The organism is Kitasatospora sp. NPDC101155 (genome assembly GCF_044768305.1).
Lineage (GTDB): Bacteria > Actinomycetota > Actinomycetes > Streptomycetales > Streptomycetaceae > Kitasatospora.
In genome coordinates, this window is sequence record NZ_JBIWPN010000004.1 from 393,721 (window position 1) to 416,187 (window position 22,467).

21 protein-coding genes and 1 pseudogene are annotated in these 22,467 nt (G+C 72.9%); 11 read left to right on the top strand and 11 right to left on the bottom strand.

Features of this window, described 5'->3' with window-relative positions; translation table 11 throughout:
- Window positions 1-11: 11 nt before the first annotated feature.
- The 5 genes from ACIRYZ_RS08530 to ACIRYZ_RS08550 all read left to right on the top strand — a co-directional run bounded on the left by ACIRYZ_RS08530 (window position 12) and on the right by ACIRYZ_RS08550 (window position 5,257).
- Entirely contained in the window at window positions 12-1,676 is a 1,665-nt protein-coding gene (locus ACIRYZ_RS08530) for a phytoene desaturase family protein (protein WP_402941462.1), read from the top strand.
- Entirely contained in the window at window positions 1,673-2,728 is a 1,056-nt protein-coding gene (locus ACIRYZ_RS08535) for a zinc-binding dehydrogenase (RefSeq protein WP_402941326.1), read from the top strand. Before ACIRYZ_RS08530 ends, ACIRYZ_RS08535 begins: the two co-directional genes overlap by 4 nt.
- A 102-nt stretch (window positions 2,729-2,830) precedes the next feature.
- Complete coding sequence (locus tag ACIRYZ_RS08540; protein WP_402941328.1) at window positions 2,831-3,289, top strand: GntR family transcriptional regulator; 459 nt, start codon at window positions 2,831-2,833, stop codon at window positions 3,287-3,289.
- On the top strand, window positions 3,286-4,137 hold the full coding sequence (locus ACIRYZ_RS08545) for an ABC transporter ATP-binding protein (protein ID WP_402941330.1): 852 nt from the start codon (window positions 3,286-3,288) through the stop codon (window positions 4,135-4,137). The genes ACIRYZ_RS08540 and ACIRYZ_RS08545 overlap by 4 nt, the downstream gene beginning before the upstream one ends.
- A 73-nt stretch (window positions 4,138-4,210) precedes the next feature.
- A complete protein-coding gene (locus ACIRYZ_RS08550) occupies window positions 4,211-5,257 on the top strand; it encodes a hypothetical protein (RefSeq protein WP_402941333.1) in 1,047 nt (348 codons plus the stop codon).
- 76 nt (window positions 5,258-5,333) lie between these two features.
- Here the strand turns inward: ACIRYZ_RS08550 and ACIRYZ_RS08555 are convergent, their stop codons facing one another.
- Together ACIRYZ_RS08555 and ACIRYZ_RS08560 are read right to left on the bottom strand one after the other, a co-directional pair.
- Window positions 5,334-5,801: a winged helix-turn-helix transcriptional regulator gene (locus ACIRYZ_RS08555; protein ID WP_402941465.1), complete on the bottom strand. Its 468-nt coding sequence runs from the start codon at window positions 5,799-5,801 to the stop codon at window positions 5,334-5,336.
- A gap of 262 nt (window positions 5,802-6,063) precedes the next feature.
- The gene (locus tag ACIRYZ_RS08560; protein WP_402941335.1) at window positions 6,064-7,281 is read right to left on the bottom strand and encodes a pyridoxal-phosphate dependent enzyme; all 1,218 of its coding nucleotides are present in this window, start codon (window positions 7,279-7,281) and stop codon (window positions 6,064-6,066) included.
- Between the two features lie 108 nt (window positions 7,282-7,389).
- Here ACIRYZ_RS08560 and ACIRYZ_RS08565 point away from each other — a divergent pair, with 108 nt between their 5' ends.
- Window positions 7,390-7,689: a hypothetical protein gene (locus ACIRYZ_RS08565; protein WP_402941337.1), complete on the top strand. Its 300-nt coding sequence runs from the start codon at window positions 7,390-7,392 to the stop codon at window positions 7,687-7,689.
- Between the two features lie 49 nt (window positions 7,690-7,738).
- Here ACIRYZ_RS08565 and ACIRYZ_RS08570 read toward each other — a convergent pair whose 3' ends face one another.
- Window positions 7,739-10,543: a penicillin acylase family protein gene (locus ACIRYZ_RS08570; RefSeq protein ID WP_402941340.1), complete on the bottom strand. Its 2,805-nt coding sequence runs from the start codon at window positions 10,541-10,543 to the stop codon at window positions 7,739-7,741.
- Window positions 10,544-10,750: 207 nt separating this feature from the next.
- Here ACIRYZ_RS08570 and ACIRYZ_RS08575 point away from each other — a divergent pair, with 207 nt between their 5' ends.
- Window positions 10,751-10,906 carry a hypothetical protein gene (locus ACIRYZ_RS08575; protein ID WP_402941343.1) on the top strand — a complete coding sequence of 52 codons (156 nt, stop codon included), beginning with the start codon at window positions 10,751-10,753 and terminating at the stop codon, window positions 10,904-10,906.
- A gap of 22 nt (window positions 10,907-10,928) precedes the next feature.
- Window positions 10,929-11,654 (top strand): hypothetical protein, encoded by a 726-nt coding sequence (locus tag ACIRYZ_RS08580; protein WP_402941345.1) that lies wholly within the window; start codon window positions 10,929-10,931, stop codon window positions 11,652-11,654.
- Between the two features lie 37 nt (window positions 11,655-11,691).
- Here the strand turns inward: ACIRYZ_RS08580 and ACIRYZ_RS08585 are convergent, their stop codons facing one another.
- Both ACIRYZ_RS08585 and ACIRYZ_RS08590 read right to left on the bottom strand, forming a co-directional pair.
- Window positions 11,692-11,847, bottom strand: a complete 156-nt coding sequence (locus ACIRYZ_RS08585) for a hypothetical protein (protein WP_402941348.1) — start codon at window positions 11,845-11,847, stop codon at window positions 11,692-11,694.
- Between the two features lie 79 nt (window positions 11,848-11,926).
- Window positions 11,927-12,940 (bottom strand): zinc-binding dehydrogenase, encoded by a 1,014-nt coding sequence (locus ACIRYZ_RS08590; RefSeq protein WP_402941350.1) that lies wholly within the window; start codon window positions 12,938-12,940, stop codon window positions 11,927-11,929.
- A gap of 100 nt (window positions 12,941-13,040) precedes the next feature.
- Between ACIRYZ_RS08590 and ACIRYZ_RS08595 the strand changes: the two genes are divergently transcribed.
- Entirely contained in the window at window positions 13,041-13,745 is a 705-nt protein-coding gene (locus ACIRYZ_RS08595) for a TetR/AcrR family transcriptional regulator (protein ID WP_402941353.1), read from the top strand.
- 181 nt (window positions 13,746-13,926) lie between these two features.
- On the opposite strand, the gene ACIRYZ_RS08600 is transcribed toward ACIRYZ_RS08595, so the two are convergent.
- A complete protein-coding gene (locus ACIRYZ_RS08600) occupies window positions 13,927-14,838 on the bottom strand; it encodes a LysR substrate-binding domain-containing protein (RefSeq protein ID WP_402941356.1) in 912 nt (303 codons plus the stop codon).
- A 72-nt stretch (window positions 14,839-14,910) separates the two neighbouring features.
- Here ACIRYZ_RS08600 and ACIRYZ_RS08605 point away from each other — a divergent pair, with 72 nt between their 5' ends.
- Window positions 14,911-15,297 (top strand): RidA family protein, encoded by a 387-nt coding sequence (locus tag ACIRYZ_RS08605; RefSeq protein ID WP_380610317.1) that lies wholly within the window; start codon window positions 14,911-14,913, stop codon window positions 15,295-15,297.
- Between the two features lie 76 nt (window positions 15,298-15,373).
- On the opposite strand, the pseudogene ACIRYZ_RS08610 reads toward ACIRYZ_RS08605, so the two are convergent.
- Both ACIRYZ_RS08610 and ACIRYZ_RS08615 read right to left on the bottom strand, forming a co-directional pair.
- Window positions 15,374-15,682: pseudogene (locus tag ACIRYZ_RS08610) on the bottom strand (DUF4180 domain-containing protein); the annotation flags it as partial.
- A gap of 60 nt (window positions 15,683-15,742) precedes the next feature.
- Complete coding sequence (locus ACIRYZ_RS08615; protein WP_393037351.1) at window positions 15,743-16,423, bottom strand: macro domain-containing protein; 681 nt, start codon at window positions 16,421-16,423, stop codon at window positions 15,743-15,745.
- 331 nt (window positions 16,424-16,754) lie between these two features.
- On the opposite strand from ACIRYZ_RS08615, the gene ACIRYZ_RS08620 reads away from it, so the two are divergent.
- Window positions 16,755-18,386 (top strand): ADP-ribosyltransferase domain-containing protein, encoded by a 1,632-nt coding sequence (locus ACIRYZ_RS08620; protein WP_402941363.1) that lies wholly within the window; start codon window positions 16,755-16,757, stop codon window positions 18,384-18,386.
- Between the two features lie 330 nt (window positions 18,387-18,716).
- Here ACIRYZ_RS08620 and ACIRYZ_RS08625 read toward each other — a convergent pair whose 3' ends face one another.
- From ACIRYZ_RS08625 to ACIRYZ_RS08635, 3 genes are all read right to left on the bottom strand, one after another.
- Window positions 18,717-20,414: an urease subunit alpha gene (locus tag ACIRYZ_RS08625; protein WP_402941468.1), complete on the bottom strand. Its 1,698-nt coding sequence runs from the start codon at window positions 20,412-20,414 to the stop codon at window positions 18,717-18,719.
- A gap of 8 nt (window positions 20,415-20,422) precedes the next feature.
- Window positions 20,423-21,136 carry an urease subunit gamma gene (gene ureA / locus ACIRYZ_RS08630; RefSeq protein WP_402941366.1) on the bottom strand — a complete coding sequence of 238 codons (714 nt, stop codon included), beginning with the start codon at window positions 21,134-21,136 and terminating at the stop codon, window positions 20,423-20,425.
- Between the two features lie 71 nt (window positions 21,137-21,207).
- On the bottom strand, window positions 21,208-22,398 hold the full coding sequence (locus ACIRYZ_RS08635; RefSeq protein ID WP_402941369.1) for an agmatine/peptidylarginine deiminase: 1,191 nt from the start codon (window positions 22,396-22,398) through the stop codon (window positions 21,208-21,210).
- Between the last annotated feature and the right edge of the window lie 69 nt (window positions 22,399-22,467).

The following is a 22,467-nucleotide window of genomic DNA, read 5'->3' on the forward strand; positions in this document are numbered from 1 at the left end:
GCCGGCAGAGCATGGTGATCATCGGCGGCGGGCTCGGCGGCCTGTCCACCGGCTGCTACGCACAGATGAACGGCTACCGGACGCGGATCCTGGAGATGCACGAGCTGCCCGGCGGCTGCTGCACCGCCTGGGACCGCGGCGAGTTCACCTTCGACTGCTGCGTCAGCTGGCTGCTGGGCAGCGGGCCGGGTAACGAGATGCACCGGATCTGGCTCGAACTCGGCGCCCTGCAGGGCAAGCGGATGCGTAATTTCGACGTCTTCAACGTGGTGCGCGCCCGGGACGGGCGGGCCGTCTACTTCTACTCCGACCCGGACCGGCTGGAGGCCCACCTGCTGGACCTCGCCCCGGAGGACGCCCGGCAGATCCGGCAGTTCTGCGCCGGACTGCGCAAGTTCCGCGTGGCGCTGACCCGTTACCCCTTCCTCAAACCGGTCGGGCTGATGGGTCGCTGGGAGCGCTGGCGGATGCTGGCCTCCTTCCTGCCGTACGTCAACGTCATCCGCCGCTCGATCACGGTGCTGATGAGCGACTACTCGGCGCGGTTCCGCAGCCCGCTGCTGCGCGAGGCGTTCAACTTCGTGCTGTACGAGAAGCACCCCAACTTCCCGGTGCTGCCGACCTACTTCCAACTCGCCTCGCACGCCGGGCAGTCGGCCGGGGTGCCGGAGGGCGGCTCGCTCGGCCTGGCCCGCTCGGTCGAGCAGCGCTACCGGCGGCTCGGCGGGGAGATCACCTACAACGCCAAGGTGACCGAGATCCTGGTCGAGCGGGACGCGGCGGTCGGGGTGCGGCTCAGCGACGGCCGGGAGGTGCGGGCCGACATCGTGGTGGCGGCCTGCGACGGGCGGACCACCGTGATGGACCTGCTCAAGGGCCGCTACCTGAACGACACCTACCGCCGGCTGTACACCGAGACGCTCACCGAGCCGGGCATGGTCTTCCCCGGCTACCTGACCGTCTTCCTCGGCCTGCGCCGGCCCTTCCCGGCGGGCGACCCGTGCACCACCTACCTGCTGGAGGAGGAGTTCGCGGCGCGGCTCACCGGCATCCGGCACCCCAGCATCAACATCCAGTTCCGCAGCCGCCACTACCCGGAGCTGTCGCCCGAGTCGACCACCGTCGTCTACGCCAGCTACTTCTGCGACATCGCCCCCTGGCGGCGGTTGAGCACCGGCCCCGAGCAGGGGCCCCGGCTGCGGCGCGGCGAGGAACTGCACACCCTGCCGGTCGGCCGGGGCCGGGAGTACCAGCGGGAGAAGCGCCGGGTGCGCGACGCCGTCATCGAGTTCCTGGACGGGCACCACCCGGGGCTGAGGGACGCGGTGGCCGTCAAGGACGTCTCCACCCCGCTCACCCAGGTCCGCTACACCGGCAACTACGACGGCACGGTGCTCGGTTGGCAGCCGTTCGTGGAGAGCGGCGAGACCCTGGAGGAGGAGATCAAGCGTAACGGCCCGGGGCTGCCGGGTCTGGCCGACTTCTACCTCTCCGGGGTCTGGGCGACCACCGGTGGCCTGATCCGCGCGGCCGCCGCCGGCCGGCACGTCGTCCAGTTCATCTGCCGCGACGACCGCAGGCCGTTCACTGCCGAGGTGGACGACAGCGCGCCGCCGCCCACCCTGATCACCGAGCCGGTCGGACCCGACGACCGGCAGTTTGGAGTCACGTCATGAGGATCGAGAAGTGGGTCGTCCGGGAGCACCTGGACGGCGTGCCGGACGTGGAGCGGATGTACCGGAAGGTCGTGGAGGAGGTGGACGTCCGGCTCGCCGAGGACGAGATGCTGCTGCGCACCCGGTGGGTGTCGGTGGACCCGTACCTGCAGGGCATCGCGCTGGACACCCCGATCGGCGACCACATGGGCGCCGACTCGATCATGGAGGTGCTGGTGGCCGGGCCGGCCGCGCGGTTCGCGGTCGGCGACCTGGTCCAGGGCTTCGGCGGCTGGCGCAGCCACGTGATCAGCAACGGCGCACCCGTGCCCTGGCAGACCGGAACCTTCCCGATGGTGTTCCCGGCCTACCGCCGGCTGGACCGCGCGGACTACGACGAGCAACTGCCGGTCACCACCGCGCTCGGCCTCCTGGGTGGGCCCGGGATGACGGCCTGGGGCACGGTGGAGAAGTTCCTGGACGTGCGACCCGGCATGACCGTGGTGGTCAGCGGGGCCAGCGGCGCCGTCGGCTCGGTGGTCGGGCAGCTCGCCAAGCACCGCGGTGCGCGGGTCATCGGCACCACGGCGACCCCGGCGAAGGGGGACTGGCTGCGGGAGCTGGGCTTCGACGAGGTGCTGCACTACCGCGACGGCGACGATCCGGAGCGGGTGGCCAAGGAGCTGGCCGGGTTCGCCCCGGGCGGGGTCGACCGCTACTTCGACAGCCTGGGCGGCACGCTCACCGACGTGGTCTTCGGGATGCTCGCGGTGGACAGCCGGGTGGCGGTCTGCTGGCAGTGGGGGAGCCAGGTCGGCGGCGAGTGGGCCGGGCCCCGGCTGCTGCCGATGATCATGTTCCCCCGCACCACGATCCGCGGCGTCTTCTCGCTGGAGTGGTTCACCGAGGAGAACTGGGCCGCGCTGCGGCGGGACCTCGGGGCGCTGGTCCGCAGTGGGGACCTGCGCTACCGGCAGACCGTCCACCAGGGGTTCGACGGCATTCGGGCGGCGTACCGCAGCCTCTACGTGGACCGCTCGGCGAGCAGGGGGAAGGTGCTGGTCGAGCTCTGACGCACCGTCGGTTCTGAAAGAGTTTCAGTGTAGTGATTGACTAGTGTTCTACTAGACCATAACAATTCAGGGGCAGGCCTCAACGATGCGAGGAGATGCCCCGTGATCGAATTCCATGTGGACCGGGCGGACAGCCTCCCGGCCTTCGCGCAGCTCGTACGCCAGGTGCGGGAGGCGCTCAGGCTGGGAGTGCTCAAGCCCGGGGACCGGCTGCCGGCCGTGCGGGACGTCGTCGTCTCGTGCACGGTCAACGCCAACACCGTGCTCAAGGCGTACAAGGAGCTGGAGCACGTCGGCCTGGTCGAGGCCCGTCAGGGGTCCGGCACCTTCGTCACCGGCTCGCTCGGCGCCGTCGACCCGCACGACATGGCCCGGCTGCGCAGCGGCCTCACCCGCTGGGTCGTCGAGGCCCGCCGGGCCGGGCTGGAGGACGAGGACGTCAAGGCCCTGGTCACCGCGGTGCTGGCCGAGGAGCCGGCCGCAGCCGAGCGTGCTGCAGCCGAGCGGGCCACCGCCGAGCGGGCCGCCGACGGGGCCGGCTGGCACGGGGCGCAGGCGTGACCGCCGTCGAAGCTGCCCTGACGGTGCGCGGGCTGACCAAGAGGTACCGGGGCGTCACCGCCCTGGACGACTGCACCTTCACCCTTCCGGCCGGCGGGGTGGCCGCCCTGGTCGGCGCGAACGGCGCCGGGAAGTCGACCCTGATGAGCATCGTCAGCGGCATGCTGGAGGCCACTGCCGGGGACTACCGGGTCGGCGGCCGGGTCGTGCTGCTCGCCCAGGACAAGCCGCTCTACCGCGACTTCCGCGTCGCCGACATGCTGGACTTCGGCCGGCACACCAACCGGGTGTGGGACCGGCCGCGTGCGCTCGCCTGGCTGGAGCGGTTCGACATCCCGCTCGACCGGCGCTGCGGCAAGCTCTCCGGCGGGCAGCAGGCCCAGGTGGCGCTGGCCGTCGCGCTCGGCGCCTGCCCCTCGCTGCTCCTGCTGGACGAGCCGCTCGCCAACCTCGACCCGGTCGCCCGCAAGGCCGTCACCGGCGAACTGCTCGGCGAGGTGGCCGAGACCGGGATGACCGTCCTGCTCTCCACCCACGTGGTGGCCGAACTCGCGGGCGTGGGTGACCACTTGCTCCTGCTCGCGCACGGGCGCAACATCCTCGACGGCGACGCCGAGGACCTGCTCGCCCAGCACCTGCGGCTGACCGGCCCACGGGCCGACCGGCCGCCGGTCGAGGGCGAGGTCGTACACGAGAGCCACACCGGCCGGCAGTCCACCTTCACGGTGCGCACCCTGCTCGGCGCGGCGACCCCGCTGGAGGCCCCCGGCTGGACCGGGCACCCCGTCACCCTGGAGGACATCGTGCTCGCGTACCTCAAGACCTCCCTCGGGGAGGCTGTCCGGTGAGTGAACGGAGTGAGCTCACCATCGTGAGGTGCGCGTGGGCGAATGCCCCTGCTGAGCGAAGCGAGGCGGGCGCATGAGCGCCCCGACCACCACCCCGCCGCCCGCCGCCGCCCGCGACAACCTGTGGCGCGGCATCCTCTGGCTCACCTGGCGCCAGCACCGCACGGTGCTGATCGGCGCCACCGCCGTGACCGCCGCCCTGCTCGTCTGGATGGCCGTCAACGCCTCCGACCTGCAGAGCGCGATCGACCTGTGTCACGGGCCGGACTGCGCCAAGGCCGTCGCCGACGAGCGGCTCGCCCGGATCAGGGACGGCGCCGACATCGCCGGCTACCAGCTGAGCCTGGTGGTCTTCCTGCCCGCGATGCTCGGCATGTTCATCGGGGCGCCGCTGCTGGCCCGGGAGTACGAGCAGCGCACGCTGATGCTCGCCTGGTCGCAGGACATCACCCCGCTGCGCTGGCTGTTCGGCAAGCTCGCCGTGCTCGGCACCGTCATCGGCGGGCTGGCCGCCGCGCTCGCCGGTGAGTGCCAGCACGTCACCCAGCTGGTTCACCTCGCCGACCGGCGCAGCCTGTTCGAGGGGACGCTGTTCCAGGCCGGCGGCTGGATGCCGCTCACGCTCGGCCTCGGCTGGGGGATGTTCGGCGTCGCGGTGGGCGCCGCGCTGCGCCGGGTGCTGCCCTCGCTGGTCGTGGTGCTCAGCGCCTTCGGCGGGCGCACCACGCTGATGGAGCAGCTGCGCCCGCACCTGATGGACCCGGTGACGCGGACCGTCCCGTTGGGGCCGGACCGGGGCGCGGGCGGCGACCCGTTCGCCGCGGTGCCCAACGAACTGGTGCTGGACGGCGGCAAGGCGCCGTTCGTGGACGCGGCCGGGCAGGTCCACCCGTACAGCGAGGTGATGTCGCACGCCTGCGGCAGCATCCCGGACGGGCGGGGGGACGCCTTCTTCTCCTGCCTCAAGCAGCAGGGTTATGTCGGGATGCAGCAGAGCCTGCAGCCGGAGGGCCGGCTGGGGACCTTCCACCTGATCGAGAACGGGATCAACCTGACGCTGTTCGTGGTGTCGCTGGCGGTCACCTGGTGGCTGGTGCGCCGGGGGCGGGCCGCGGCGTAGCGGGGCCGGGTCCGGTGTCGGCTGATCGGGTGCTACCGCTGGGTCGTCAGTGTTCGGTTCGGGCGGCGCGGGTGGCTCAGGTGGCTCGGGCGGCGAGGAGCGGGCCGAGGACCTGGGTGCCGGGGCCGGTTCGGCCGCCGGGGCCGGGCAGTTCGGTGGTGTTGGCGGCGGTGAGCGGCCTGCCGCAGTGGCCGCAGGCCGTCACGGGCGTGGTGTCCCGCCCGCAGTCCAGATGGCGGATCCGGGCCGGCGGGCCGGCCTCGCCCGCGTACCAGCGGTCGCCCCAGGCCATCAGCGCCATCAGCACGGCGTGCAGTTCGGCGCCCTTCTCGGTGGCCCGGTACCCCTCGCGCGGCGGGTGCTCCTGGTAGCGCTCGCGCACCAGCACGCCCTCTTCGACCAGCCGGGCCAGCCGGGCGGCCAGGATCTTGCGGGAGATGCCCAGGCCCTGGGCCAGGTCGTCGAAGCGGTGGATGCCGGTCAGCACGTCCCGCATGATCAGCGCCGTCCAGGCGTCGCCGAACAGGTCGGTGGCGCGGGCGATGGAGCAGGCGACGTCGGTCCGCCCGGCTGCGCACCCCGGACGAGGTCACCGCCGCGCTGGCCCGGCACGGCCTGCGCAACCAGGACATTTGCGAGTTCAAGCCGCGAAGCCCGCTCAACCTGGTCCGGGCGATCCTGGCGCGCCGAAGCGGCCGGATCGCCGATGAGGAGATCCCGCCGCTGGTCGACTTCGTCCTGTCCCCGGCTGTCCGGCCGCAAGTGACCTACCTGGGGTACGCGGTGAAGCGCTGGCCGGTGGACCGCTAGCCGGTGATGCCCGCGGCGCGCAGGCGGCGTTCGACGTCCGCCCACTCGGGGGTGACCGGAGTGGGCGGGCGGCTGCCCATGGCCTTGTCCTTGAAGCCGCTGGAGGTGGAGACGCAGACCACCGGGCCCTCGCCCAGGGCCTCGTCGCCGAGGCTGCGCAGGCCGGCCAGGCCGGCCGCCGAGGACAGTTCCGCCCACAGGCCCGCGCGGGCCAGCTCGCGCTGGGCGTCGGCGAGTTGGCCGTCGTCCACGGTCAGTGCCCGGCCGCCGCTCTCGCGCACCGCGACCACGCCCCGGTAGCCGCTGACCGGGGAGGCGATCGAGTAGGCGTCGCTCGGGCCGACCGTCACGCGGGTGGCCGGGGCGCCCCGGTCGATCGCTCGCCGCAGCGGGCCGGAGGCCGCGGACTCGCAGGAGAAGACGCGCGGCACCCGGTCGGCCAGGCCGAGGCGGCGCAGCTCGGTGAAGCCCTTCCAGACACCGAACAGCAGCTCGCCGTACCCGGTCGGCACGAACACCGCACTCGGCACGCCCACGTCCTGGAAGATCTCGTACGCCACGGTCTTGTAGCCCTCGGGGCCGTAGGCGTGGCCGGTGTGGGTGGTGGTCAGGTTGCTGACCGGGTGCAGGCCGAACCGCTCGACCACCTGCCGCAGCAGCGGCCAGCGGGCCTCCCACGGCACCGGCAGCACCACCGCGCCGTAGGCGTTGAGGAACGCGTCCACGGCCGGCGGCACGTCGGGGCCGGTGAAGACGACGCAGGGCAGTCCGGCGCGGGCGGCGTAGGCGGCGGCCGAGGCGCCGTGGTTGCCGGAGGAGGCGACCGCGATGCCGGGCGCGCCGACACCCACGGCGGCGCCGGCGGTGCAGCGGTTCAGCCGGTCCTTGTGGCTCCAGGTGGGGTTGCGGGACTCGTCCTTGATGTGGATGCCCGGCTGGATCTCCACCAGCGGGGTGGCGCCCTCGCCGAGGCCCGGCGCGAGCAGCGGGGGCAGCAGCGGCGCCCACCGCTCCAGTCCGCCGCGGGCCTTGGCGGGAGCGAACAGGCCGGCCGGGTCGGCCTTGTCGTAGGCGTAGTCGACCTCGACGGGGTAGGAGACGTCCTCCGAGCCGGTCCGCGGGCAACCCGCGGTGAGCGGGGGCCAGAGCGGGTAGTGGAGGTCGGGGTCGCCGAGCGAGCGCTGGCCGGTCGCGAGGGAGTTGTCTGCTGCCATGTAAGCACCATAGCTGTGTTTCAGGTGCTACAGGGTGGGGTTTTTGATTCCCCTGCGGGCGGGCACACTCACCGGGAAGTCGGAGACCGGACAGGAGCTGGGGGCGGCATGGACAGCGGCATGCGGGCGATGGTCGACGCGGTGGGCGAGGCGCGGCGGCAGTTGCGGGAGAACGCGCTGCCGAAGGCGCGGGACACCGGCCGGGAGAAGGTTCCGGAGGCGGAGGAGGTGGCGCTGTTGGGGGCGCTCGCCGCCCTGATGGAGAGCGCGGGGGACTTGGCCTACGCCGTCGCCGATCGGATCTCCCCGGACAATTCCGAAGCATATGTGCAGGCGTCCAGGCGCTTGGGTCGCGAGGCCCGCAACCTGCGGGACGAGGAGCGGAAGGCCAACAGGCGGGCGAAGTGACGCCGCCGGCGCCCTCTGCGTGGGCGCCGGCGGACGTGGGTCAACCGCCTCAGCGGTGGCCGGCGAACTGCACCACCTGCTGGTACGTCGGCCGGTTCTGCCAGGTGGTCTTGTCGTCCGTCACCCCGCCCAGCGGCCGCTGGATGATGGTGTCGGCGCACCACTGGTCGCCGGCCGAGCAGTCGCCGTCGCCCGGGTAGACCTGGGCGGGGGTCTGGGCGGCCGCCTGGCTCAGGGTGTTCAGCAGCACGTTCCGGCAGGCAGTCAGGTCGCCCCCGCCGCAGAACGGGCGGGCCAGCGGTCCGGCGACCGGGTCGCCGAGGACGGACCGCAGGTCCTTGTCCAGGTAGCTCCACCAGCCGTACTGGAAGGCCGAACCCTTGTGCGGGATGGACTCGTTGGCGCTCACCGGGCCGCCGGCGGCGGCGCCGGTCTGCCCGCCGGAGGGCGATTCGTTGATCTGCAGTGCGCCGGTCAGGGCGGCGAACAGCTGGTCGCCGAGCCCCGGCCGCATGACGCCGTCGGCGACCAGCGGCCACCAGGCGTCCATCACCCGGATCGCGGTGGCGTCCGCGTAGGTGTGGCTGCCGGCCGACGTCTCCTTCCGCTGGCCGCCGTCGGCGAGCCAGGCCTCCAGCTGTTGCAGCGCGGTGAGGGTCGCCGGGTCGGTGACCGGCCCGCTGCGCAGGACCTGGATCAGGTCGGGGAGGACGTCCTCGGCCCGCAGGTCGGTGAGCGCGGCGCTCTCCATGGCCTGGGTGAGCGAGACCCGGCTGACCTTGCCGCCGTCCTTGAGCAGCGCCTTGACCCGGTCGTCCAGCAGGTTGGCGCGGTGCACCGAGCCGTTGCCGAAGCCGGCGGTGGTGTAGCCGTCGGCCTGCTTGTTGTTCCAGGAGACGTAGTAGTCCTGGTTGACGGACTGCGGGTGCTCGGCGGGCGGGGTGTACCGGGCGGTGTTGGTGGCCGGGTCGAAGTCGGCCCACTCGTAAGCCGGTTGGGCGAGGACGGGCAGGCCGGCGTCGACGCCGGCGGCGCGCACCGGGTTGCTGCCGGAGTTGTAGTACGCGATGTCGCGGGAGTCGGCGTAGAACCAGTTGAAGGTGTAGTTGATGTCCTGCGCCGCCTGCTGGAAGCTCGGCGCGTCGTGGACCGCGCCGGGGTCGTTCAACTCCTGGAAGCCGATGATGGAATCGGCCTCGTGCCGGTAGGTGGAGCGCAGCGAGGTGAACGCGACGGGCATGCCGCCGACGGTGCCGCGGGCGGTCACCAGGCCGTAGTCGGAGCGGTACATCACCAGGGTGTACGAGCCGGCCGGGGTGGAGTCGGCGGTGGTCGGGTTCCACGCGTCCTTGCGTTCCAGCCGGTCGAAGGGCAGGCACTGGCCGTGCCAGAGGTAGGAGTTGGCGGCGGTGGTGACCGGCGAGCCGTCGGTGGTGCAGAGCGGGACGGCGTAGGTGTCGGTGATGTCCTGCCCGGCCGAGGTGGCGCTCCAGGCGTAGTCCTGGCCGCGGCCGAGCTGCACGTAGAAGCTCAGGCCCGCGAAGGCCGCGCCGCGCGCGCTGATCCCGGGCCCCTGGATCTCCTCCAGCATCAGCAACTGCGGGGCGAAGTAACCGGTTTGCGGGCCGAACACGGCGACCGGGTGGCCGTCGTCGGTGTGCGCGCCGGAGACCAGCAGGGCGTTGGACATGCCGTGCTTGGCGGTGAGCAGGTTGCCGGGCAGGACGCCGTTCGCGGTGGTCGTGGCCGACCCCGCCGAGCCGGTGGCGTCGTAGATCATCCGCTCGGGCACCACCGAGCCGGGGTCGGGCAGCGCCTGGCCCTGCGGCTGGTCGGGCACGGTGGCGTACGGGAAGCTCTGCCCGTCGTGCAGGGTCTGCACCGCCTCGGGGTCGTCGGCCTCGCGCAGCGACTTCCAGAGCGCGTCCCCGGCGTCCTTGCCGTAGCGGGCCTCGGCGGCCGACTTGACCTGGGCGGAGGCGAGTTCGTTGCCGCCGCCCGCGCCGAACAGCGCGCCGACCACGGAGGCCAGGGCGACCAGGTCGGTCAGCTTGAACGGTTCGATCGAACCGGCGTTGGTGATCGGGTCGATGTGCCCGGTGAGGTCGTACTCGCCGGGGAAGGTGCGGCCGTTGTACGCCTGCGTGGCGTACTGGTTGACGCCGTCGAGGTAGGCGTTCGCGTCGGCGAGCGCCTGGGCGGCCCGGCCGCCGCGGGCGGCGAGCGCGTCGATCTGCTGCTGCAACTCGGCCTCGGTGTACGGCGCGGCCTGCCAGAAGCTCTGCTCCAGCTGGCGGTTGGCGGCGGCGCCGCCCGCGAAGCCGGACAGCTCGCCACGGCCGACGTGCCGGAACAGGTCCATCACCCAGAGCCGGTCCTGCGCGGCGGCGTAGCCCGCGCCGAACTCGGTGCCGTAACGGGTGGTGCCGGTGATGTGGGGTATACCGGCGGCCTTGTCGCGCACGATGGTGACGTCCGGGCGCGGGGAGGTGGTGCTGGCCACCTGGTCGGCGGGGACGCCGAAGGAGGCGTCGTTGAAGAAACCGCGCAGTCCGGCCTCGGTGAGCCCGGGGTACCCGGAGGCGAGCGCCGCGTACGGGCCGAGCTGGTCGTCGGTGTGGGCGGGGCGGCTGCCGAACATCCGGTTGAGCAGGATCTCGGCGAGCGTCGCGTTGCCGTTCTCGCCGGGCGGGAGGATGTCGGTGCAGTGGCCGCCGCAGTAGTCGGCGGCGGCCGTCGTGGTGTCGGTGGGGACGGCGGTGGCGGTGGTGGGGGTGGTCAGGGCAGCGGTGACGAGCAGGGCCGACGCGAGGGCGGCGGCCGGGAATCGGAGGCGGTGGGGGCGTGGGCGCAAGGCGAGCTCCTCCGTCGAAGCCACGGGGAGTCGACGGTAGGGGCGCTACTGGACGGTTGGCTAGTGGCGTGCATGCCATTTCGCGATTGCCGCGCCGGAGTTGACGGTCGGACGGATGGGGGCCGGGCTGACTGTCGGTGGCGTCGGCTATGGTCACTCGCGTCGGCGGAAGATCGTTTGTCGGTCGGCGGAGGAGGAGGGTGGGAGATGGCGGGGTCGTGGTCGGTGTTCGGCCCGTGCGAGTTGCTGGACGGCGCGGCTGAGGAGGTGCTGCGCGCCCTGGAGCCGGAGGCCTTCGCGAGCCGTCGCCACTTCTGGCCGATACGGGTGGACGACGGGCACATGGGCAGCTTGCCGGAGTAGTGGTGGCCGCTGGGGTGAGGAAATGAGCGGGAGTGTGTCGGGTCGGTCGCCGCTGGGGGTGGTGTGGCGGCGGAAGAAGTTGCTGGTCCTGCCGGGGGTCACGGTGGCCGTGGTGGGCGGGGCGGCCGGGCTGGTGGTGTGGGCCGAGGTGCTGCTCGGGGGGAGCCTGGTGCTGGGGGTGGCCGGGCTGGTGGTGCTGTCGTTCCTTGCCGTCTTCGGTCATGCGGCGCTGCTCATCGCGGCCGCCGACGCTCTGCGGGGGCGGCCGGTGGGGGTCGGGTCCAGCTACGGGCGGGCCGCCGGGCGGGTGCCGGGTATTGCCGCGTGGGCGCCGATCGGTGCGGCGCAGTTGCTCGGGGCGGTGTCGGTGGTCGGTGCGGCGTGGTCGTTGGGGAGCTACCTGGTGGTGCCGGCGATGGTGCTCGACGGGGTCGGGGTCCGTGATGCGATGCGGGGTTCGCGAGAGACGTACCGGCGTGACCGTGCGGGGTTCATGCAGGGGACGAGTGTGCTGGCGACGCCCTTCCTGCTGACGTTCCTGCCCTCCGTGGTGGTGTTCTTCGTCGGGCTCACGGCGACCGACCGGAGGCTCGGGGCGATGCTGGTGGGCTGTGCGGGGCTGTTCCTGGGAGCCGGAGCGACGGTGACGGCGAGTCTGTTCGGGGTGTTCCGGGCGCGGCTGTACCTGGAGTCGAAGGGGGCGGTGGTCGCGGCGGAGCCGGTGTCGGACGTGTCGCCGGTGGAGTAGCGCGGGCGGTCAGCGGTCAGCGGTCAGCGGTCAGCGGTCAGCGGGCTGCCGCGAGGCGGGCGCGGATGGTGCCGGCGTGGCCGATGCGGCCGGTGCGGACGGTGACCAGGAGGTCGGTGCCGTCGGTGAGGCCGTCCGCGGGCGGGTCGAGCCGGCTGCCCTCGTGCCAAGGGATGTCTCGGGGCGGGTGCACCGGGCCGTCCCTTCCGCCGGCTGCCGCACGTTTCCGGGAGGACGTCCGATCACCCGCCCCGCGACCGGGGGCGGGGCGGTCAGGGCTTGAGCACCAGCCGGATCGGGTTGCCTTCCTTGCGCTCCAGGGACTCCACCGCGCGGGCGGCCTCGGCCAGCGGGAAGGTGCCGCTCACCGAGTGGGAGAACTCCAGGCGGCCGCCGCGGACCAGGTCGACCAGGTCGATGACGTCCTGGCCCTCGGAGCCGTAGTGGCCGAGGATCTGCTGGCGCAGGTAGCTGACCAGGGTGCCGTTGGTGACGGTCAGCGGCTTGTCGGTGAGGCCGACGAGGACCAGCCGGCCGCGTTCGCCGAGGGCGGCCATGGCCTGCTCGCGCACCGGGGCGACGCCGGCGAAGTCGAAGGCGGCGGAGAGTGGGCGGCCGCCGGTGGCCGCCCGCAGGTGCTCGGTGAACCGGGGGTCGGCCGGGTCGAGGGCGGCGTCGGCGCCGAAGGCGAGGGCACGCTCGCGGGCGGCGGGGAGCGGGTCGACGGCGACGATCGGGAAGGCGCCGATGGCCCGCAGCAGCTGCACGCCGTGGGCGCCGAGCCCGCCGACGCCCCAGACGCCGACCGCCTCGGCCGGGCGGACGGCGCCGGTGGTGGTGATCGCGGCCCAGGGGGTGGAGACCGCGTCGGGGATGAAGCAGGCCTGCTCGAAGGGGAGGTCGTCGGGGATCGGCACCAGGGTGGTCGCGGTGGCGAGCGCGTACTCGGCCCAGCCGCCGTCGTAGTCCACGCCCCGGGTGTACACCACGCCGTCGCGGGTCTCGCCGGCCTGCAGCAGGATCCGGTCGCCGGCGGCGGCGCCGGTCACGCCCGCGCCGAGGGTGTGGACGGTGCCCGCCACCTCGTGGCCGAGGGTGACCTTGTCGCCCTTGAGGTGGAGCGGCCTGAGCATGCCCTCGATCAGGTGGACGTCGGAGAGGCAGACGCCGGCGGCCTCGACCTTGATCAGCACTTCGCCGGGGCCGGGCGACGGGACGGGCACCTCCTCGACGGCGAAAGCGCCCTTGGCGACGTCGAGTCGGCCGGCGAGCATCGTGGCGGTCATCGGGACTTCCCTTCTGTCGGGAGCGACGGGGCCGGGAAGTGCCTCGCCGCACCAAACTTGCTTGTTGTCCAACAAGCAAATTCAACCCTAGCGTGGTGCTATGTCCACGCACGATGAAACGGCCGCCCCGATGAAGGCGCCGCAGGACGCCGTCCGGCAGGAGTCCCCGGCGCAGGAGTCGCCACGGCAGGAGTCCCCGCCGCGCCGCACCCAGGCCGAGCGGCGGGCCCGCGCCGAGGCGGCGCTGCTCGCCGCCGCCGCCCGGCTGATCGCCGAGCACGGCAGCACCGGGGTCACGCTCGCCAGGGTCGGGGAGGAGGCGGGCTTCAGCCGCGGCCTGGCCACCCACTACTTCGGCTCCAAGGCCGCCCTGCTGGCCCGGCTCCAGGAGGAGGCACTGGCCGAGGCGATGGCGGCGGCCGCGCCGGAGCGCAGCGGTGCCGGCGCGGTGGCGGAGCTGTGCGCCTTCGCGCGCGGCTGCCTGGAGGGGGTGCGCAACCCGACCGACCTGGGCCGGGCCTTCGTGGTCCTGGGCGCCGAGGCGCTCGCCGGCTCCTCCGAACTGACCGCTGCGGTGGCGGAGTTGGACGAGCGTACCCGAGGCTGGGCGGCGGAGGTGGTGGGGCAGGGGCTGGCCGAGGGCGAGGTGCGCGCCGGGGTGGACCCGCGGGCGTTCGCGCTGGCCCTGGTGGGCCTGACTAAGGGGCTGGTGGTGCAGGCGGCGGCCGCGCCGGAGGCCTTCGACGTGCCGGTGGCGGTGGGGGAGGCCGAGCGCTGGATCCAGCTGGCGCTCACCGGGGTCTGAGGGCGGGCCCTGGCGGCGCCGCCCGACCGCGGGCCCGGGCCGCGCGGCCTACCCGGCCTCCCCGCGGGCGAGGGCGGCCACCGCGTCCGGGGTGGCCGGGGTGGCCGGGGTGGAGGCGGCGAACTCGCCCGGGCCGTCGGCCATCCGGAGCGCAACCTCCGACAGTGGGTGGATCCGGTGGCTAACCGGCAGCGGGGTCGGTCCGGCTGACGGCTGCCAACAGGTGGGCCACCAGGGGGTTCCGGTCGTTCCGGCGCCAGGCGACGGCCACCCGGGTGCGGTCGGTGACGGGCTCGATTCGGCGGAATGCGACACCCTTGAGCCGGATGCGGCGGATGCTCGCCGGGGCGAGCGAGACGCCGAGGCCGGCCTCCACCAGCGCGCACACGGTCTGCCACTCCACCGCGTGCTGCCCGATCCGCGGGGTGAAGCCCGCCGCCGTGCACAGGCCGGCGATCCGGTCGTACAGCTGCGGGCCGACCGCGCGGGGGAGCAGCACGAACGGCGAGTCCGCCAACTGCGCGAGCCGGACGCTCCGTTGGACGGCGAGCGGGTGGGTGGACGGGAGTACGGCGACGAAGCTCTCGCTGAGCACGGTGCGGAAGCAGAGCCCCGGCTCGGCCTCGGGCGGTTCGCGCAGCAGGCCGAGGTCGATGTCCCGGTCGTGCAGGGCGGCGAGCTGCGGCGCGGTGGTCATCTCGCGGATGTCCAGGTGTACGCCCGGGTGCCGCTCCCGGAAGGTGTGCAGCAGGCCGGGCAGGACGGTGAGCGCGAGCGAGGCGGAGAAGCCGATCCGCAGCCGGCCCGTCTCGCCGCTGCCGACGGCGCGGGCGGCGGCCAGGCCGTCCGCGAGCTCGGTCAGCACCCGGCGCGCGGTGGGCAGCAGCTCCCGGCCGGCCGCCGTCAGCGTGATGCCGCCGGGTTCGCGGTGGAACAGCGGATGCCCGACCTTCTCCTCCAGGCGGCGGATCTGCTGGCTCAGCGGCGGTTGGGCGATGCCCAACCGGGCGGCCGCGTGACCGAAGTGGAGTTCCTCGGCGAGGACGGTGAAGGCGTACAGCTGCGGGAGGGGGAGTTCGGGGCGCTGCTCCATACGCCCAGGGATATCACGTCATGCCTGACGGTGTATTGGACGTATCGGTGCGGGCCGCCTAGCGTTCCGCGCATGACAGAGCGACGTGCGATCCTCAGCGGTTCGATCTTCGAGGAGCAGATCGGTTATGCCCGTGCCGTGGTGGACGGTGACTGGGTGCACGTATCCGGCACGACCGGGTTCGACTACGCCACCATGACGATCTCCGAGGACGTGGTGGAGCAGGCCGAGCAGTGCCTGCGCAACATCGGGGCCGCGCTGGCCGAGGCGGGGTGCGGCTTCGGTGACGTGGTGCGGGTGCGCTACCTGCTGCCCGAGCGCGCGGACTTCGAGCCCTGCTGGCCGGTGCTGCGCCGCTGCTTCGGCGACGTCCGGCCGGCCGCCACCATGATGGTGTGCGGCCTGGCCGACCCTCGGATGAGGATCGAGATCGAGGTGTACGCGCGGCGGGCCGCCTGACCGCAGGCCCCCGGTTTCGGCGACGGGCCCGGATCCGACGGCAGCCGTCGGATCCGGGCCCGCGGTCGGCGTGCCGTCAGGCGCGGCCCGCCAGGCGGGCGGCGAGGGCCTCGGTGTCCGGGAGGAACCAGATGTGGTCGGCCGCGTTGGACTCGTGGACCAGCGAGCGCAGCGCCGAACTGGCCTCCAGGTGGCGGGAGATGTCCCCGATGACGGCCAGCCGGACATGGTAGTTGACGAACTTCTGCATGACCTCGCCGGCGAACCCGGTGCTCAGGACGAAGAACTTGTCGTCCAGGCGGTCGGTGGCCACGGCGACGATCTCGGCGCCGACGTAGGTAGCGCCGATGAGATCCAGTGCGTCCTGCACGGTGGTGATCGCGGGCCCGGCGCCCGGAACCGATTTACCGGCCCGCCGCGGGTCGCGTACCGGGGGCCGCCGCGGCTACCGCCCGGACCGGCTGCGGCCCGTGGGCGCGGAGATGCGCACCCGCTGGGTGGCGGGAGCCTTCTCGATGTCCTCCAGCTGCGCGAGGATGGTGGCGCGCAGCTCCTCGTCGCTCTCGAAGCTGTGGTCGTTGAACAGCGTGTAGCCCGTCCACATCAGGTTGGCGCACACCCGGGCCGGGACCCGGCCGGTCCGGGCGCCCATGCCGACCAGCGCCACCGACCGGATGCTGCCCGGCGCCAGCCGGTTCTGCCGGTGCACGGCCTGGAAGGCGGCGGCGCAGGCGAGCGCCACGTTCAGTGTCTCGCTCACGTTCTGCGAGGAGGTCTGCATCGTGGGCGCCGAGATCAGGAACTTCGGGTTGACCGCCCCGGACGGTACGCAGACCGCACTGCCCACCGGCAGCGTGCCCGCGTAGCGGTCGCGTATCGCCCGCTGCACCCGCAGCTGGATGCCCGCCCCCAGGTGCCGCTTGATCGCCGCGTCCGTTCCGCCGTCCATCCGGCCACGGGAGTTGGTCGGGCTGACCCAGGCGTCGACCTCCTCGGCGAGGATCGAGCCGTGCCGGATCTCGATGCCGGGGGTGTCGGCGAAGGCCGCCCGCCACGACTCGACCACCGTCGTGTTGAGGTCGGCCAGCACCACCCTCAGCGGGGACTGCGTGCGGTCCGTCGTCATGCTGGAACTCCTGTCGTTCGTCGAGCTGTTTCCCGCGGTCGACCAGGACGCTAGCTCGCACCACTGACATTGATGCTGATACTCAGGTTCCGGTGGTCGTGGCTCTACCACTGACTGACGCCCTGCTGGGCTGTCTTCGGGTTGTTCTGTCCGGCTGCCGGGACCTGTTCTCATGGCTCCGGCCGGGCGGAACATGACCTGATAGCAATCCGTCCGCCGCCGACCGGCCGCCCGGGACTGTCGGTCCCGGCTGCTAGGAATGTGCTGTCCGCCGGGAAGCTGACGGGCAGTCACCTCCCGTTCCGTGATCCGATCCAGCCGGAGTACCGCCATGAGCTCTGCCGACACCCCCACCGCTGCCCAGCCCGAGCCGAACGACCCGAACGACCCACTGGCCCTCGCGGAGCTGTTCCGTGGCGGCGGCGAGCCGTGGCTCCCGCTGCTGAAGCCGGTCATCGAGGCGCAGCCCGGCGCGGCCTCGTTCATCGGTCCGGGCCGCAGCCCGGAGGTCGTGCCCGTCCGCGAGCTGACCTTCCAGGCGCTCAAGCCGCACGCACCGCACAAGTGGAAGGTCGTGGTCTTCGGCCAGAACCCCTACCCGCGGCCGGAGAGCGCCACCGGCATCGCCATGTTCGACAACACCTTCCACGACTGGAAGGACAGCCAGTTCGGCCGGGTGATCAGTATCCGCTGCCTCATCAAGGCCGCGGCGATGTGGAAGTACGGCATCCCCAAGAAGACGCCGATCGCCGACATACGGGCACTGCTGAAGGAGCGGGAGACCGTCCAGCCGCCGGAGTGGTTCCAGGCGATGCTGACCCAGGGCGTGCTGCTGCTGAACGCGGCCCTGACCGCCAGCGCCGACGGCGCGATGGGGCCGGACCAGCACACCGGGTTCTGGCGGCCGGTGGCCGAGCGGATCATCGAGGAGATTCTCCGGGCCAAGCAGCAGGCCGACGAGGAGGACCGGGGCGTCGTCTTCGCCTGGTGGGGCGCGCACGCGCGCAGCCTGAAGAACGTGGTGCTGCGGCTGCAGAAGAAGTACCCCGAGGTCGAGGTCCGCCACATCGACCACGCCAACCCGGCCGCCCAGGGCGACATCTTCTGCGACGGCGACCACTTCGCCACGGTGAACGCCGCGCTCGCCTCGCTCGGCTGCGAGGAGGTCGACTGGCTCCCCAGCGCGGGCTGGAACACCGGTGCGGCACAGGGCGGGGGTGCGGACGGCGGGGTCGCGGAGCGGATGGGCGCGTTCATCGCCTCGACCATGGAGCTGCACCAGCTCTACCTGGACCGACTCGCGAGCGTCAAGGACGAGGGCCTCGAACTCCCGGCGATCAGCGGGGTGTTCGAGACACCGCTGATGGACTTCCGAGGGGCCGTGGCCCCGGTGGCCGAGCTGCTCCGGGGCCTGGAGCGGCACGTCGCGCTGTCGCACGACTTCGGCAAGCGGCGTGCCGACGAGGGGGAGTCCGGCCTGTCCGCCGACGCGATCGCGGCGCTCTACCTCTACACCTGCGAGTCCGCGTTCTACCGGGAGATCAACGCGGTGCTGCGCTCGCCGGACCGCGGCCGGCTGGTGCCGTACCTGCCGTACCTGCGGCTGCTGTTCGCGGCGGTCTCGCAGCTTCCGGTGCGCACGGAGCCGCTCTGGCGCGGGGTCTCGCTGGACCTGCGCAAGCAGTACCCGCTCGGGCGGACGGTGACGTGGTGGGGCGTGTCCTCCTGCACCTCCAAGCTCGGTGTGGCCCAGTCCTTCCTGGGCAGCCGGGGCAAGCGGACGCTGTTCGAGGTGCGCCCGCTGCGGGCCGCGGGCATCCAGCGGTTCTCGGCCTTCACGGGGGAGGAGGAGTTCATCCTGCTGCCGGGCACCCAGCTGAAGGTCACGGACGTGCAGGCCCAGCGCGGCGGGCTGTGCACCGTGACGCTGACCGAGGTCGAGGAGGCGCCCCTGGTGTCCTGAGCCGACCACGGCCAACTAATATCTGACTCGGTTAGGAGATTCACTTGGTTAAGTTGTGATGGATCCTCCGAACAGCAGCCGAGCCGACCACGGGGGAAGCGATGACGTCCGAGACCTTGGGCCTCGACGGCGAGTTGGCGCGTGAGCGGGCCCATGTCGAGGCCTGCCGAGCGGCGACGGCCCGGCAGGTGGCGGACGCCGACCACCAGGTCGTCGCCGGCGAGGACGTGTCGGGCGACGGCGCGAGCGCGGAGGAGCTGGGCCGCTATCTGCGGACCCGCGCCGAGCGGATGCAGGAGCTGCCGGACAGCCCGTCCTTGTGGCTTGACGTCAGAGGAAGTAGAGCCGGCTCAGGGCGACCTCCTCGGCGGGCTCGGAGCGCAGCGGGGTGCCGTCGAGGGTGACCAGCCCGGTCCGCGCATCGACCAGGACCGCGCCCAGGCGGCTGTTGCGGACCATGTCAGCGGGACCGATGCCGCGGGTGTTCCGGACGGCGGCGCGGCGGCGGCGCGTCGTCATGCTGTCGTACGGGCGGTCGCCGCTGCCGGACTCGGCCGCGGCGCGGCTGGTGAAGGCCACCGAGAGGTCGGCCGGGGTCGCGCCGTGGGCGCCGAACAGCGGCCCCAGGACCAGGGGTTGGCAGGTCTCGGTGGCCGCGTTGGGGTCGCCGGTGACGCCGTACGCGGGGAACCCGGCCTTGAGGACCAGCTGCGGCTTGGCGCCGAAGGAGGCGGGGCGCCAGAGCACGATGTCGGCGAGCTTGCCGACCTCGATCGAGCCGACCTCGTGGCTGAGCCCGTGCGCGATGGCCGGGTTGACGGTCAGCTTGGCGATGTAGCGCAGCACCCGCTCGTTGTCGTCGTCCGGCCCGTCGCCCTCCATCGGGCCGAGTTCGGCCTTCATCTTGCCGGCCATGGCGAAGGTGCGGCGCACCGTCTCCCCGGCCCGGCCCATGCCCTGGGCGTCGGAGGAGGTGATGCCGATGGCCCCCAGGTCGTGGAGGACGTCCTCGGCGCCCATCGTCCCGGCCCGGATGCGGTCACGGGCCATCGCGGCGTCGCCGGGCAGATCGGTTTTGAGCCCGTGGACGGAGACGATCATGCCGTAGTGCTCGGCCACCGCGTCCCGGCCGAAGGGCAGGGTGGGGTTGGTGGAGGAGCCGATGACGTTCGGCACGCCCGCCATCTTCAGCACGTTGGGGACGTGCCCGCCGCCGCAGCCCTCGATGTGGAAGGCGTGGATGGTCCGGCCCTCCAGCACACGCAGGGTGTCCTCCACCGACAGGCACTCGTTCAACCCGTCCGTGTGCAGCGCCACTTGGACGTCGTGCACCTCGGCCACGGACAGCGCGGTGTCCAGCGCCCGGGTGTGGGCGCCCATGTCCTCGTGCACCTTGAACCCGCAGGCGCCGCCCTCGGCCAGGGCTTCCAACAGCGGAGCCGGGTGCGAGGACGAACCGCGGCCCAGGAAGCCGATGTTGACGGGCCAGGCGTCGAAGGCGTTGAACGCGTGGCGCAGCGCCCAGGGCGAGTTGACGCCCACGCCCCAGGCCGGGCCAACCTCCTGGCCGATGATGGTGGTGACGCCGGAGGCCAGCGAGGCCTCCATGATCCGCGGCGACATCAGGTGGACATGGGTGTCGATGGCGCCCGCCGTGGCGATCAGCCCCTCGCCGGAGACGATCGTCGTCCCGGTGCCGACCACCACCTCCACCCCGTCGAGCGTGTCGGGGTTGCCGGCCCGCCCGATCGAGGTGATCCGGCCCTCCCGGATGCCGATCGAGGTCTTGCGGATGCCCTGGACCGCGTCGATCACCAGCACGTTGCTGATCACCACGTCGCAGGTGTCCCGGACGGCGGCGGCCTTGAGGTGCAGGCCGTCCCGGGCGGTCTTGCCGAAGCCCACCAGGAACTCGTCCCCCGGCCGCTGGGAGTCCGACTCGACCCGGACGACCAGCCCGCTGTCGCCGAGCCGGACCCGGTCCCCGGCGCGCGGGCCGTGCACGGCCGCGTACTCGGACGCCTCGATGCTGCTGCTCACCGCTCGGTCTCCTTTGCGTCGTCGTCACCGCTCACCCCGAGGTAGCCCTGCGCGGCGGCCCGCCGCAGCGCCTCCCGCCGGACCCGGGGCGAGTCCAGCGGGCCGTCCACCAGCCCCGCGAAGCCGATCGCGACCCGCTCGCCGCCGATCGGCACCAGGCCGACCTCGACGACGGCGCCCGGGTCGAAGCGCACCGAGGACCCGGCCGGGACGGCCAGGTGCATCCCGTACGCGGCGGCCCGGTCGAAGTCCAGGCGCGGGTTGGCCTCGAAGAAGTGGAAGTGCGAGGTGACCGAGACCGGCACCTCGGCGGTGTTGCGCACGGCCACCGTGCGCACCGGCCGTGGGGTGGGGTCGCCGTGGTCGGCGAGGAGGACGGCGCCGGGCGCCGCCTCGCCGAGACCGCCGCCGCCGAACGGGTCGGCGATCACGGCGAGGCGGGTGCCGTCCTCGAACACCGCCTCGACCTGGATCTCGGTGACCAGGTCCGGCACGCCGGGCAGTACGTCGTCGGGGGAGAGGACGGCCCGCCCGCGCGCCACGGCCTCCGTCAGCCGCAGGCCGTCGCGGGCGGCCTCGCAGACGGTGTCCGAGATCAGCGCGGTGGCCTCGGGGATGTTGAGTCGCAGGCCGCGGGCGCGGCGGGCGCGGGCGAGTTCGGCTGCGGTGAAGATCAGTAGCCGGTCGCGTTCGGTGGGGGTCAGCTGCACGGGGTCGGTTCTCCCTCGGGGCGGCGGGACGGCGTCAGACGGCTGGGCGGCGGGACCGCTGGGCGGGCAGGTCAGCCGGCGGGCTGGTCGTGGGTGGAGCAGTGGATGCCACCGCCACCGGACGCGATGGTGTCGATCTGCAGCGGGACGATCTCGCGGTCCGGGAACTGGTCCTTGAACACTTCCTGGGCGTGCCCGTCGGCCCGGGAGTCGCCGAACAGCGGCAGGTAGACGCCCTTGTTGCCGATGTAGAAGTTCATGTACGAGGAGACGAAGGCGTCACCGCGCCCGGTGATCTTGTCCGGGTCGGGCTGGCTGATCTCAACGACCTTCAGCTTCTTGCCGGTCGCGTCGGTCGCTTCCGCCAGCACGGCCCGGGCCTGGTCGGCCGAGCGGGACCAGACGTCCGCCGGGGTGCCGGGGAAGGCCCGGTCCAGGAAGACGACGCCGGGCGCGGCGAAGCGGGCCAGGCAGTCGACGTGGGCGTCGGTGATGTCCTTGCCCTTGACGCCCGCCAGCCAGATCACCTTGGTGACGCCCAGGGCCTGCTTGAGCTCGGCCTCGACGTGGTCGCGGTCACGGCCCGGGTTGCGGTTGTCGTTGACCACCGAGCTCTCGGTGACCAGCAGGGTGCCCTGGCCGTCGCTCTCGAAGGAGCCGCCCTCGGCGACCAGCTGGGTCGCGACCCGCTCGATCCCGTACTTGTCCAGCACCGCCCGGGCGACCCGGGCGTCATTGCCGTGCTCCTGCTTGCCGCCCCAGCCGCTGAAGTTGAAGTCGACGCCCTTGATCTTTCCGCCGTCCTCGATGAACACCGGGACGGTGTCGCGGGCCCACAGGTCGTCCACCGGGACGGACAGCAGCTCGACGTCCTTGCCGCAGGCGTCGTGGGCCGAGTCCTCCTGGCCGGGACGGACCAGCAGGACCAGCGGCTCGCGCCGGCCGATGGCCCGGGCCACGGCGGCGATGTCCTTCCGGACGGCGCCGAGCTGCTCGCCCCAGACGTTCTCGGAGGCGGGCCAGGCCATGAAGGTCCGCTCGTGCTTCTCCCACTCGCCGCCGAGCCGGCGTCCGCGCGCCGGTGCGGGCGCCGAGGGGTTCGCCGGCGTCGGCCCGGACGGCGGCTCGGCGGCGCCGGAGGACGGGGCGGCCGGCTCGGCCGGGTCATCGTCGGCGGCGCAGGCGGTCACGCCGAGGGCGAGCACACCGGCACCGGCGAGGGAGCGCAGCACCGTGCGGCGGGCGAGGGAGGACTGGGACACGGTGATCTCCGGTGGGGCCGAGGGTGGATCGAGGTGCGGTGGCTGCGCGCGGGCGGCGGTCGGCGGCGG